Source organism: Kibdelosporangium banguiense, from assembly GCF_017876405.1.
GTDB lineage: Bacteria > Actinomycetota > Actinomycetes > Mycobacteriales > Pseudonocardiaceae > Kibdelosporangium > Kibdelosporangium banguiense.
In genome coordinates, this window is the sequence record NZ_JAGINW010000001.1 from 12,518,807 (window position 1) to 12,531,500 (window position 12,694).

General features: G+C 65.4%; 15 protein-coding genes and 1 riboswitch. Of the genes, 9 read left to right on the plus strand and 6 right to left on the minus strand.

Annotated features, from left to right (window positions below; translation table 11 throughout):
- The 6 genes from JOF56_RS56060 to JOF56_RS56085 all read right to left on the minus strand — a co-directional run bounded on the left by JOF56_RS56060 (window position 1) and on the right by JOF56_RS56085 (window position 5,772).
- Complete coding sequence (locus JOF56_RS56060; protein WP_209647655.1) at window positions 1–1,599, minus strand: ABC transporter ATP-binding protein; 1,599 nt, start codon at window positions 1,597–1,599, stop codon at window positions 1–3.
- Window positions 1,596–2,396 (minus strand): ABC transporter permease, encoded by an 801-nt coding sequence (locus JOF56_RS56065; RefSeq protein ID WP_209647656.1) that lies wholly within the window; start codon window positions 2,394–2,396, stop codon window positions 1,596–1,598. Before JOF56_RS56065 ends, JOF56_RS56060 begins: the two co-directional genes overlap by 4 nt.
- On the minus strand, window positions 2,396–3,298 hold the full coding sequence (locus JOF56_RS56070; RefSeq protein WP_209647657.1) for an ABC transporter permease: 903 nt from the start codon (window positions 3,296–3,298) through the stop codon (window positions 2,396–2,398). The genes JOF56_RS56065 and JOF56_RS56070 overlap by 1 nt, the downstream gene beginning before the upstream one ends.
- 71 nt (window positions 3,299–3,369) lie before the next feature.
- Window positions 3,370–4,968, minus strand: coding sequence for an ABC transporter substrate-binding protein (locus tag JOF56_RS56075; RefSeq protein WP_209647658.1), 1,599 nt, complete (start codon window positions 4,966–4,968; stop codon window positions 3,370–3,372).
- A 31-nt stretch (window positions 4,969–4,999) separates the two neighbouring features.
- Window positions 5,000–5,169: riboswitch (cobalamin riboswitch) on the minus strand.
- 136 nt (window positions 5,170–5,305) lie between these two features.
- Entirely contained in the window at window positions 5,306–5,557 is a 252-nt protein-coding gene (locus JOF56_RS56080; protein WP_209647659.1) for a hypothetical protein, read from the minus strand.
- Window positions 5,554–5,772 carry a hypothetical protein gene (locus JOF56_RS56085; RefSeq protein WP_209647660.1) on the minus strand — a complete coding sequence of 73 codons (219 nt, stop codon included), beginning with the start codon at window positions 5,770–5,772 and terminating at the stop codon, window positions 5,554–5,556. The genes JOF56_RS56080 and JOF56_RS56085 overlap by 4 nt, the downstream gene beginning before the upstream one ends.
- Before the next feature lie 192 nt (window positions 5,773–5,964).
- Between JOF56_RS56085 and JOF56_RS56090 the strand changes: the two genes are divergently transcribed.
- The 9 genes from JOF56_RS56090 (at window position 5,965) to JOF56_RS56130 (ending at window position 12,692) form a co-directional block, all read left to right on the plus strand.
- The gene (locus JOF56_RS56090) at window positions 5,965–6,798 is read left to right on the plus strand and encodes a helix-turn-helix domain-containing protein (RefSeq protein WP_209647661.1); all 834 of its coding nucleotides are present in this window, start codon (window positions 5,965–5,967) and stop codon (window positions 6,796–6,798) included.
- Window positions 6,795–6,989: a DUF397 domain-containing protein gene (locus JOF56_RS59320; protein WP_209647662.1), complete on the plus strand. Its 195-nt coding sequence runs from the start codon at window positions 6,795–6,797 to the stop codon at window positions 6,987–6,989. The genes JOF56_RS56090 and JOF56_RS59320 overlap by 4 nt, the downstream gene beginning before the upstream one ends.
- A 100-nt stretch (window positions 6,990–7,089) precedes the next feature.
- A complete protein-coding gene (locus JOF56_RS56100; RefSeq protein ID WP_209647663.1) occupies window positions 7,090–7,542 on the plus strand; it encodes a hypothetical protein in 453 nt (150 codons plus the stop codon).
- A 24-nt stretch (window positions 7,543–7,566) separates the two neighbouring features.
- Window positions 7,567–8,148 (plus strand): DUF3558 domain-containing protein, encoded by a 582-nt coding sequence (locus tag JOF56_RS56105; RefSeq protein WP_245381237.1) that lies wholly within the window; start codon window positions 7,567–7,569, stop codon window positions 8,146–8,148.
- A 2-nt stretch (window positions 8,149–8,150) separates the two neighbouring features.
- Window positions 8,151–9,278 carry a hypothetical protein gene (locus JOF56_RS56110; protein WP_209647665.1) on the plus strand — a complete coding sequence of 376 codons (1,128 nt, stop codon included), beginning with the start codon at window positions 8,151–8,153 and terminating at the stop codon, window positions 9,276–9,278.
- Window positions 9,279–9,307: 29 nt separating this feature from the next.
- Window positions 9,308–10,039 (plus strand): ESX secretion-associated protein EspG, encoded by a 732-nt coding sequence (locus JOF56_RS56115; protein WP_209647666.1) that lies wholly within the window; start codon window positions 9,308–9,310, stop codon window positions 10,037–10,039.
- 84 nt (window positions 10,040–10,123) lie between these two features.
- Window positions 10,124–10,435 (plus strand): hypothetical protein, encoded by a 312-nt coding sequence (locus JOF56_RS56120; RefSeq protein ID WP_209647667.1) that lies wholly within the window; start codon window positions 10,124–10,126, stop codon window positions 10,433–10,435.
- Window positions 10,435–12,096 carry an alpha/beta hydrolase gene (locus JOF56_RS56125; RefSeq protein ID WP_209647668.1) on the plus strand — a complete coding sequence of 554 codons (1,662 nt, stop codon included), beginning with the start codon at window positions 10,435–10,437 and terminating at the stop codon, window positions 12,094–12,096. The genes JOF56_RS56120 and JOF56_RS56125 overlap by 1 nt, the downstream gene beginning before the upstream one ends.
- A gap of 17 nt (window positions 12,097–12,113) precedes the next feature.
- A complete protein-coding gene (locus JOF56_RS56130) occupies window positions 12,114–12,692 on the plus strand; it encodes an LppA family lipoprotein (protein WP_209647669.1) in 579 nt (192 codons plus the stop codon).
- Window positions 12,693–12,694 lie beyond the last annotated feature (2 nt).

Genomic DNA, 12,694 nt, shown 5'->3' on the forward strand with positions numbered 1-12,694 from the left:
TCACCCCTGCCTGTCGTGGAGTGGTTTCGCTTCGGTGATTGTTGCGGCGGGCAGGGTGGCGATTCGGTCGGCGAGGGTGGCGACTACGTCGTGGTCGTGGCTGATGAACAGCAGGGCCATGCCTGTTTCGGCGCGGAGGTCGTCGAGGAGTTCGAGTACGGCTGCCTGCACGGATACGTCGAGGGCTGAAGTGATCTCGTCGCAGATCAGTACCTCGGGTTGAGCGATCAGGGCACGGGCGATGGCGGCGCGTTGACGTTCGCCGCCGGAAAGTTCGCCGGGTCGTCGGATGGCGGCAGCGGCGGGCAGCCTGACTTGGTCGAGAGCCTCGAGGGCTGCGGCTTGCGCATCGCGGGACGACAGGCGTCGCAGCAACTTGGCGGGACGGGCGACCTGTTCGGCGATGGTGCGGGACGGATCCAGGGTGTCAGCGGGGTTCTGCGGGATGAACTGGATGGCTCGCCGCTGCTCCCGGGTTCGGCGTCGCGCGGTGGCAGCCAACCGGACCGCGCCGAGCCGGATCTCGCCTGCGTCGGGCCTGTGCAGCCCGACCAGGCAGCGGGCGATGGTGCTCTTGCCACTGCCGGAAGTGCCGGTGAGCGCCAGGCATTCGCCTGAACCGATGTTGAAGGACGCGGCAACGACGGTCATCGCGTGCAGGTTCTCGACGGTCAGGATTGGCGGCCCTGGCTTGTGGTTACGGGCCTCCCGTTGTCGCACGACCGTGGCGGTGCGCGTGTGGTGAGGGCACGCCACGGTGTGATTTTCGGTCAGTACGACTGGTGTGGGCGGTTCCGCAGCGCAACTGGGCTGGCTCAGTGGGCACCGGGGCGCGAACCCACATCCGTGCGGTCGGTGGCCCACTGCAGGCACCATGCCGGGCAGCCCGATCGGGACGCCTCCGGAAGGAACGGCTGCGAGAAGCGCCGCTGTGTAGGGATGCCTCGGTCGCGTGAGCAGGTCTGCAGTGGGACCGGTTTCGACGATGTGCCCGGCGTAGAGCACGGCGACGCGGTCCGCGATGGCGGCCACGGCCGCGAGATTGTGGCTGATGTGGACGATCCCGCAACCGGTCTCGGTGGCCAGCCGCCGCAGTCGCGTGAGCAGAGCCTCCTGGGCCTCAGGGTCAAGCCCGGTGGTGGGTTCGTCGAGTACGAGCAACCGGGGCTCGTTCACCAAGGCCTGGGCGAGCAGAACACGTTGCTGCTGGCCGCCGGAGATCTGATGCGGCCATCGCCGCAGAAGGTCCGTCGGTAGTCCCGCTCTGCGAACCGCACGGGCGACACGATCCTCGACTGCACCGGGACGGACGCGGGCGATCTCGACGATCTGGGCGCCGACCCGCATCGCAGGATTGAGGGCCAGCACCGGATCCTGCGGCACGTAGGAAACTCCCCCGGCGACAGTGACGCTGCCATCGCTGATGCGCGTACCCGGGGTGCAAGCACCGAGCATCGCCAGCCCAAGGGTTGTCTTGCCAGACCCCGATTCTCCGACGACACCCAGCACTTCTCCGGGATGGACAGTGAGGTCGACGCCGTCAAGGATCGGGCCGGCCGCTGCGGTCACCCTCAAACCAGTTACCTGTGCGATGTTCATGACTGTGTCCTGGGCCGGGCCAACGCGTCGGCGATGAGGTTGATCCCGATCGCGAGCAGCGCGATGCACCCCGCGGGCGCGAGTACCGCCCAAGGCTGGAGTGTCATGCCGGACCGGTTCTCGGCGACCATCAGAGCCCAGTCCGCCAGGGGCGGCTGAAGCCCGAGACCAAGGAAGTTCGCTGTGCCCACCAGCCCGATGACCGCAGTCGCACGGACCCCTGCGTCGGCCAGCAACGCGGGCACGATGTTGGGCAACACCTCGCGCCGCGCAATGGCAACTCTGCGCTCCCCACGCGCGTGTGCCATCTCCACCCAGCCACGCACCGCGACTTCACGACCGGCAGCACGTACCACTCTGGCAATGCCAGGCACGTTACCAAGAGCTACGGCAGCCACCACGACCACCGCGCCACGACCGGAACCGGTTGCCAGTACCGCAAGCACCAGGAACGCGGGCAGTGCAAGCAGAAGGTCCAGCGGCCGCATCAGCACCGCGTCCAGCACGCCCCGGCTGACCGCAGCAGCGAGCCCGATCGCCCCACCGACCAAATAGGCCAGACCCAGCGCAATGACGGACAGCAGCAGGATGCTGATTCCGCCGTGCAGCACCCGGGACAACACATCACGGCCAAGGTGGTCGGTACCCAGCCACGCCTGGGCGCCTGGCGAGGCGAACGCCCTGCCGACCCGGTCGGTCGCGCCGTGCGGCGCCAGCATCGGCCCAGCCAATGCCACGGTGAGCACGACGAGCACCAACACCGCGCCGACCACGCCTGTGAGACCAAACCGCCGCATCATCGGAGGCCTTCGGTCCGCAGCTTGGGCACCAGCACAAGCGCAAGCAGGTCGGCAACGGTGTACGCGGCGATGGTGACGACAGCCATCACCAGAGCCAGCGCCTGCACCACCGGTTCGTCACGAGTGGCGATCGCGGCTACTAGCTCATCGCTGATCCCTGGATAAGCGAACACCTGCTCCACCACGACGACCCCACCGACCAACCACGCGACGCTGCTCGCGAGCAGTTGCAGCGCAGGCGCCAAGGCGTTGGGCAGCACATAACGCCACACGACCCGGCGCTCGGGGATTCCGTGCAGCCTCGCCATCCGTACGTACTCGGCGTTGGTCACCTGACCTGCGCGGGCACGGACCATACGAATCGACTGTCCAGCCATCACAGTAAGCAGGCTCGCCACCGGAAGCACCAGTCCGGCGGGTTGCGCCAGAGGACTGGTGCCGGCCGCCACGAACGACACCGGCGGCAGCCACCGCAGCGCGAGCGCGAACACCGCGATCAGCACGGTCGCCGCCACGAACTCGGGCAGCGCCTGCAACCCGATCGCGGTCACGGAGGTGACCCGGTCGCCCGCGCGCCCTTGTCGCAACGCGGCCCATACTCCAAGCCCGACAGCGATCGGCACCAGCAGCACAGCCGCGATCCCCGCCAGGATCAGCGTGTTGCCCAACCGGTCGCCGATGATGTCCGCGACCGGACGACCGCTGATCAACGACGTGCCCAACTGGCCGTGCAGCAAACCGCCGGCCCAGTCGAGATATCGCTGCGGCCAAGGACGGTCCAGACCCAACTGAGTGCGCAGTGCGGCGATCTGCTCCGGGGTCCCGCCGCCCGCGCCCTCCGACCGGGACAGCACCACCTCCGCGGCATCGGACGGCAGCAACGTCGTCCCCGCAAACACGAGGACCGACGCTGCCGCCACCAACCCTGCCCCGGCAAGGAGGCGCCGGCCGCACGCAGCCAGCAAAGGGCTCACTGGCCGAGCCAGATCTCACGGTAGTTGCCCCAGCCGTCGGATGCCGGTGGGGCGCCGCGCAGCCCGCCGACACGAGGATGCGCACCGTCGATCCACTTGACGAACGAATGGATGATGTAACCGCCGTCAGTCCACAATTCTCGCTGCAACTCGCCGTATCGTTGCGCGCGCAGGCCAGGATCCATGGTGGCGCGGGCCTGGAAGTACCGCTGATCCCAGTCCGGGCGACGCCAAGCCGTCTCGTTGCTTTCCGCTGAGGACAGCACAGTCTGGCCGTAGAACCAGTCCAGGGCGTAGTTGCCCCAGCCGCTCTGTGTGAAGGGCTGCTTCGCCCATGCCGTCGACCAGTACGAGTCGGCCGGGACCTGCTGCAGGTTGATGGTGATGCCTGCCCGTTTAACTTGTTCGGCATACAGAGTTGCCGCTTGAAGCATGCCGGGTGTGACGTCCGAGGTGTGCAGGGTGACGCTCAGTCCTTCCTTGCCTGCTGCACGCAGCAACGACCGTGCCCGGTCCGGGTCGTAGGCCCGTTGCGGCAGATCGGAGGCGTACAACGGCGCGCCCAGCCCGTACAGGTCGTTGCCCACGTCGGCGTAACCGGCGTAGACCGTGTCCACGATTTCCCTGCGGTCCACCGAAAGCTTCAACGCCTCGCGCACCGCCGGGTCGGTGAACGGCTCGGCGGTGACCATCATGTTGAAGCTCTGCATGCGGCCGGCTGGGGACACCGTGAGCTGGATCTGGCCGCTGCGTTGCTGTGCCGCAGCCTGTGCCCAGGCCAGCTCGTGCGCGACATCGGCCTGCCCGCCAAGCAACGCGTTGAGCCGAGTGTCGGGCTGGGTCACGAAGATGACCTCCAGCTCGTCCAGGTACGGCCGCCCGTTCTCCCAGTACGCGTCGTTGCGGGCCAGCAGCACCCGGTCGCCGGGACTCCACTTGACGAACTTGAACGGCCCAGTCCCGACAGGCGGGTTCTCGTTGTCGAACTTGGTGGTGCCCTCAGGAATCACGTAGTTGTACCAACCGGCAAGCAGCGAAGGCAGGTCGGCGATCGGGGTACGCATCGGGACGCGTACAGTCCGCTGGTCCACCTTGGTCACCCCGGCGCTGTCCACCATCGACAGGTCTTGCGCCCCACTGAAGGTGTTGGCTGGATCCAGCAGATACCGGATCGAATACACCAGATCGTCGGCGGACAACGGTTTGCCGTTGTGCCACTGGACGCCGTCACGGAGCCGGATCGTCCACATCGAACCGTCCGCGTTGGGCTCGATCGACTCGGCCAGCCGCATCCGGACCGTGAGATCGTCGTTGTAGGCGCACAGTTTGTCGAACACGTTCTTCAGCACGATGCCCGCGCCCCACGATCCGGCAACGAACGGGTGCAAGGTGTCCGCACTGGAACTGGTGCCCGACACGACCGCCCGCAGCCTGCCGCCACGCCGCGGCTCCCCCGGCCCGGACGTCGCCGCCCCACCAGGCGCGCAGGCCGTCAGCCCAATGGCACCTATTCCGAGACCACGCAGAAACGCGCGGCGATCCAGTAATGCAGGAGACACGGGCAGCGCTGAGCGCGCCCAGGCAGAACCGGGCATCGAGTGACCCTCTTCCATCCGCGTGGAACCACTGGGGTGTTGCACCGCGGCCGGTCTCCTGGCTCCCAGATCGCAACGCCCCTCCGCCTTCCCACGCCCGACGGACGCAGTGGCACAGATGGAGAGGAACTCCCTGGTCACAGTGGCGGGACCGCGCCGGATTCACACCGGCTTCCCGTTACCGCAGCACCTCACAACATAACGAATCCCCGCCCACCGGCGCAGCGACTGTGCGCCGCGCCACTGGCTGGAGCCCCACTCCGGCGCTCACATCACCCTCGGTGACGGTGATGTCCTCCGTGCGCAGGCTGCCCGACGGAGAAGAACCTGAAAGCCGTCAATCCGGCATCCAAAGTGGATAGTCGACGCCCGGCCGCCGGTTTTCCAGCAACTCCAGGCAACGCGAGCACAACCGGCAGGCACCCGATGCGACATCGTCATCGGTAACGTCCGCAACAAGCAGGCAGCCACAAATCGCGAAGCCGCCAACGGGCTGCCCCGCTTGGGTTTCCCGGACATGCGCGCGATCAGGCTCGACAATGCCATGCCCCCAGAACACCGGGACACCGTCAGGCGGCTCGAACGTCACGGATGCATTGCCCTTGAGCAGCGCAGGGCCTCATCAGCCTTGTCCCGCAATGCTTCCACGGCCGACGGCTCAAAGATGACCTCGACGACGGAATCACCGACCACCAGCGTGATGTCGTCCGGATAGCGCTCACTCACCAGGAACTTCACCTCGGTATCCGGACCGACGGTCAACGCGACATTGACACGCACGTCATCGCTCGATGTCCAGCTCACAGTGCAACCTCCTGGAACTTGGTTCCGTTCATATGCGGAACATAGTTCTGTGCAGAACTGCATAACAGCAAGTGCATTCACTCGTTCGAGACAAGGTAACAAGCCGCGTAACGGCATATGGTGAACCTGTTGGCGACAAGCGAAAGGACTCCAGCAGTGCAGGTGACCTTTGGTCCCCAGGTGGCTCGTAGGGTGCTCCGATACGAGTTGGAGCGCTTGTGCGAGCAGTCCGGGAAGACCCATGCGGAGATCGGTGACCGGCTGGGTATGTCCCGGGTCGCGTTCACGCACCTGATCAGCGGGAGGAACCTGCCGTCCAAGCCGGCCTTGGAGATCCTGATGGCCTATTTCGATCGGCCCGACCGGCTTCCCAGGATGATCGAGTTGCTGACTGTGGCAAAGCTGAAGGCGGACCGGCGGAGTTCCCTGCGCCAGGACATGGAGACCACCTCGTCGATGAACGACTTCGAGTTGTTCATAGGCTTGGAGGGTGTCGCCAACGGAATCGAGGTCTTCGAGCCGGTTGCGGTCACCGGTCTGTTGCAGACCAAGGCATACGCCCGCGAACTGATCGCCTACCACGCTTCGATCACACATGGCGTCGACATCGAGAAGAGCCTGGATCTACGACTGTGGCGGCAGTCCGTTGTCACGCGCGAAGAGAATCCCGCTGAACTGTGGTGCGTTGTCGAGGAACACGTGCTGCGACGACCGGTGGGCGCCCCCTCCGTCATGGCCGGCCAACTTGACCACCTGCTGGACATGACCGAGCGACCCAACATCAACTTTCAAGTGCTCCCGGACGAGGTTGCGGTACATCCAGCTCTCAAAGGCGCGTTCTCATTGTTCAGGTTCGGGGACGACTGGCGAGTGGCCTATGAGGAGACACGGCGATCCGCCTACTACTACGACAACCCCGAAGACGTGGAGGACTATGAGAAGGTGATGAACCACCTCCGTCACCTGGCGCTCAACCCGAGGAAGTCACGGGCGTTGATCTCCAAGGCAAGAAAGGAAGTCCAGTGATCCATAACTGGCGCAAGGCCTCTTACAGCGTCGACAACTCGTCATGCGTGGAGACCGGGTGGGCAGACGACATGGTCGGCTACCGCGACACCAAACAGGCGTCGTTATCCGACACCGAACGCCCCACCCTGCTGTTCAGCAAGGACGCCGCCCACGCATTCATAACCATGCTCAAGTCCACGATCGGGTGAGGAACCCTTCCCTTTTCACTCCCGTCTCATGAACTGGCAGTGGCGAACCGATGACTGTTGGTAAGCTGTCACGGTTGGCAACCATCATGGGGAGTGAGCGGTGGCCGAGGGATTTCAGCCTGAACAAACAGGCTCGGCACAACAACAGGTCGAGGCCGAAGTCACGGTCACCCAGGTCGGCCGTGCGATCGCAGGCATGTTCGGTGGCGAGTACACACACCAGTCCGGCGGTGGCGGCGCAGGCGGCCACTACGAATTCACCAGCCTCACCGAACTCGACGAGATCATCACCGAACTCAAAATCGTGGCTGACGGCATCATCAAGGACGGCCGCAAACTGGACGATGCTCAGGCGCTGGTGTCTCCGCCGGCCAACGACGTCATGAGCGTCCTGCAGGCCAACGCCGCAGTCGTCTCCATCCAGGCCGCCCGCGATCACAACCGGCGAATGTCGGCAGCGGCAGAAGCCGAAATCGCGAAACTGGAGACGGCCCGCCAAGCGTATGCCCAGGTCGAGGGCACGAGTGCGCAGAGTTTCCGGATGCGAGGCTGATCCATGCGAGCATTGCGAGCGAGGATGCTGCTCGGCGTAAGCCTGGCAACCATCGCGACCACTGCATGTACAAGTACGCAGGCTGGCACCCCCGGCCCGCCATCTGACACCACCACGACCACCCAGACCGAGGACCATGGCGCACCCCGGGTGACCACACCACTGGATGGGACACCATTCGTCACCAGGCCATGTACCGTCATCACACCAACCCAGCTACAGACCCTCAACCTCCCAACGGGAGAACCCGACACCGACAGCGCCGTCGCCCGAGCAGGCTCCCCAGCTTGTGACTGGATAAACAGCGATACCAGAGAGGGCGTGGGAGTCGGGTTCCTGGTCGGCAACAAGAACGGACTCTCCGACATCTACCGCGGCAGAGACCGGTTCAAGGGGTACTTCGAGCCAACGCAAGTGGACGGCTACCCAGCGGTGTTCAGCGATTCGGGCGACTACCGGTCTCAGGGGACCTGCGGTATCGCGGTCGGCATTTCGGACACAATGACGATTCGCGTCTCTGAACAGGGCAGGCTCGGGGTGAAGTCGTGTGACCGTGCCAAGCAGGTTGCGTCGATGGTGATCCAGACGATCAAGGCGGGCGGCTGATCATGTTCTTGTCGGGCCAGGAGATCTACGAGAACTTCAGCAACGCGCGGGGCTCGGCGGACCTGGCCGGCAGCGCGGACGTCGTCTCCGAGGTCGTCAAGACCTACAACGAGCGCGGCGACCAGATCAAGAAGCTCCTGGGCAAAATGGACGCGGTCTGGAAAGGCGGCGCCGCCGGTGCGGCACACCGGGGCGTGGGACCGTTGGCCCTCGAGCACGCATTGGCCGTCCCTGCCATAGACACCATGCGAGACCTCGTCGGCCGCCAAGCCGGGTCGTTCAACGACGCCAAGAACTCGGTGATCCCGGTTCCGCCCGCGCCGGAGAAAGTCGATCCGCTGGCGGCGTTCCTGACTCCGGGCGCACTGGTCACCTACCAGCAGCAGCTCAACAGCCACAACGCGGCGGCACAGCACAACGCGGACGTGATGCGCGTCTACGAGAACGCTTCGGTCTACAACATGAACCTGCCTGACTCGTACGGATCGATCACCGACGATCAGGCGGAGATCCGGGTCGCGCAGGCGACCACGCCTCCGGTCGGCCCTGACGATGCCCCGGACCAGCCAGGGCCGGGGACTGGCGGGCCAAGGCCGCCGACCGGCGACGGCGGACAGCCTGGCGGCGCGGGTTCCGGTTCCCGTGGACCAGACAGCAGGGTGCCGAGTAACGGACTTCCACCGCAAGGGACCGCATCGAGTGGGACAACGCCTGGCGGGTACACGCCGCCAGCACCTGGATTCCGCCCAGATGTTCCCAGCGTTCCGGTCGGCGGGGGTAGTGGTCCAGAGATCGAGTTCGCCGGTACCACGATCGGCCAGGTCGGTCTCCCTGGTGACGGCACCGGTTCGGGCGGACGCGCGGGCATCCCTGGTGCTGCCGGTGGTGTGGGCAGCCGGACGGGCGCGGGCCCGTTGAATGGCCTCGAGGTCACGCAGACAGCGACTACGCGGAGCAACCCAACGGGGCATGGTGGCCTAGGTGGCGCGCCGATGGGAATGGGTGCCGGTGGTCGCGGGCGGGGCGGCGAGGACGAGGAACGCCAGCGAGCGTCGTTCCTCGAGGAACCGGACCCGGAAGCCATCTTCGGCACCGACGAACGAACCCCGCCGCCCGTGATCGGCGGCTGACAGCATTGTTGTGGCCACGGCCGAAACGGGTGTCGCTGGACACGCTGGCACGGCTGGTCCGGATCGAGAACATCGGCGCCCTGCCAGAGGTACTGCTGCCCGCAGCCGGATGGCAGCCGCAGAGCGAAGACGGTGCCCTGGACGCAAAAGCACGCGACGAGTGCGTTCAGTTGGGCTGGCTGGACCACCGCGGCCGACTCGATGACGAGGTCGTCTCGGCATTGAGGGTGCTCTGTCGGGCGAGTGCCGAAATCCGCGGATGGATCACCGTCTGCGAGACAACGATCGGAGTGCTGGCCGCAGCCGCCAGACGGCAAGCGCTACTCGCTGTCCGGCGAGAGGCATGGGTGTCGGTGTGCTCGATCCGATCGGCGAAACTCGCGGCCATGGCAGTCGCGCAGACCCCGGATGTCCCCGCAGGGCAAGGAAAACCGATACGCGTACGCCGCTCGGACGCACTGGCCTTCGACAGTGGCCTGTCACGCGGATTGACCGTCCGACCGGTCCCCCTGGAGGTCCGGCAGCTGACCCGGATTGCCGAGCTGCCCCGAACCGGTGCGGGCGAATTCCACGTCGCGACAAGAGATTCGATGGGTCGCCGAATATCCAATGTGGACCCTGTCGGGTACGTGGACACCGCGGTGGGCCGGTACGTCACCCTGACCAGCACCGTCGACGACGACACCGAATTGCTACTCGCACCAACCAGCCAGCACGATCTGACGGCCCGGCTACAGCACGCGCTCACCAACGGTAGGTAGCACTACTCAACTTCGCATCCGAGGGGTCCCGGAGCGCATCTGCTGCGTCATAGTGTCACCGATCGGTTACAGGGGAGGAAGCGGATGAGCGGCTACGCCGTGGTGATCGAGGCGTTACGAGGTTCGTCCAGGGCAGCTGCCGACCTGGGCAAACAGCTCGGTGCGGTCGATCTCGGGGCGCCGGTCGCCGGCTTGGACGCGGCGCTGCCGGGATCGTCGTCAGGTCCTGCCCTCGTGGCCTTGGGTGAATTGTGGCGTGGTGTTGTCCAGTCGCTGAGCCGTGACGCGGCTCGGTATGCCGCCGACTTGGCGGCGTCCGCCGATCTGTACAGCACGAACGAGGCAGCGGCCAAGGCAGACCTGCGCGTGGCCGGAGAGGGAATGAGGCCTGTCTGATGGCGAGCTTCGGTCAGGTGCGCACGTGGAATCCGGACCCGCTGCACGCGAGCGTGGGCGAGTTGAACCAACGTTGCGATCAACTGTTGGGCCTCGCTGACGAACTGGCTGCCGCGTGCCAGCCGACAGGCTGGGTGGGCGACGCCGCGTACGCCGCTGCACGGGAATCCAGGAAACGAACCGACATGGTGGAGGAGCGCGTCGCCGGTGTCGCCGCGGTCCGCCGTGCGCTTGGGGAGGCGGCCGACGCCGTCAGTGCCCTACGGCACGCGGTGGCGGAGGCTGACAGCTTCGCACAGGCCAAGGGATTCGTGATCGGTGACGATGGTTCGGTGAACGACGCAGGCCCACCACGGGAGATTCCGGTGGAACAGGCCCGGGAACGCGACCGGGTGAGGACCGAACTGACCGACCGCGTCGACCAGATCCTCCGGCGGGCACAGGACATCGACGAGGATCTGACCACCGTGGTCAATCGGGCCAGGGCCGGCCAGACACTGGACGGAGATCCGGACGGTCTCACCAGCGCGGCACAGGCAGGCGCGTCCCGTGGAGGGCTGTCGGTCCTCGAACCGCCGAAGAGCGGCAGCGTGTACGACAACGCAGGCTGGTGGGACTCGTTGTCAGCCACCGAGCAGCAGCAGATCATCAAGCAGCACCCCGAATGGATCGGCAACCGCGACGGCGTGCCCGCCGCGGCCCGGGACCAGGCCAATCGGGCTCGCATCCCCGGCGAGCGAGCCGCACTTCAGCGGCAGATCGACGAGCTGAACGCCCGTTTGCGCGCGATCCCATCCAACCAGCGCGACCCCCGCCTCATGATGTTCGAGCAGCAGAAGCTCCGCGTGGAGATCGAGAAGGCCAAAGCCAAACTCGCCTCCATCGAAGCCATGGAGCACATCCTGAACAAACCCGGCGGCAGGCAGCTACTGGTGATGGACATGTCCGGCGACCGGGCGAAGGCCGCGATCGCCTCGGGAAACGTGGATGCCGCCGACCACGTCGCCGTCTTCACACCGGGGATGAACTCCACTGTGAACGGCGCTTTGGACGGTTACGACAACGACATGGAAAACCTGCGTGTCCGAGCCCAGCGTGAGCTTGAGCGGTTTGGTGATGGCGGCACCGTCGCAGCCATCACATGGTTGGGATATGAGCCTCCGAGCACGAGCGAAAATCCTTGGGATGCCGCCGGTCAGGGTTTGGCGCGCGACGGCGCGAATCGATTGGCACCGTTCCTGAACGGCATCGACGCGTCTCGCGACAACGATCCTCATATGACGGCCCTCGGCCATTCATACGGCTCGTTGACCACTGGACTCGCATTGCAGCAGAACACCGGAGTCGATGACGCGGTCGTCTTCGGCTCACCCGGATTGGGCACCAGCGATCCAGGGAAGATACTGGTGGGTCAGGGCCAGCTTTATAATCTCGAAGCGGATGGTGACATTGTGGCCGACCTCGGCGATGACATGATCCATGGCATCGACCCCAGTAACCTGCCCATTCCGCAGCTCTCCACCCATGACGCCGTGACGCCCGACGGCCGCCCGATGCACGCATCCAGCGGACACAGCGAGTACACACGCGACGATACGACAAGCCAATACAACATGAGCGTCATCGTGGCCGGCATGCCCAACCGAGTCGTCCCGAACTGATGAGAGGTAGAAGCATTGTGCGACCGCTGGCGCCCTTGTTCATGGTGCTGACTGTTCTCGTGATCGGTTGCGGCCCGACCGGCAAACAGGGTAAGGAGGAAGAGAAGAAAGCTATGGAGAACAGTCAGTTCGCCGAGCTGATGACTCGCCCGGACATCGATTCGGCGGTAAAGCGATACGAGGAGTTGCGGGCCAAGATCAGAAGCAGGTTGGTCGACGCGAAGTTCCTTGCCTCTTGGCAGGAGCGGCCCGACAGCTCTGGCGGTGGCGGCTGCAGTCGCGACTTTCCCGAAGTGACAAGTGATGACGCCCGCTTTTTGGCACTGCCTACCTGGAGGTCAGACGGGAATCTGCCGGATGGGAAGTGGGACGCGGCTGTCGCTGCCGTCACCGAGATCGCACGTCAATACGGATTCGGCGACCCCAAAACAGTCGTGAACCGGCCAAGCGACCATGAGGTGTCCACCCGGGACGGATACGGCGCAGAGCTGCTGTTCGGCACAGCCAAGAACACGATCCTCACCCTGACCACCGGATGCCATCTCACAGCCGCCGCCCACCAACGCGGCACACCGACAGCGAAACCCACCTATTGATC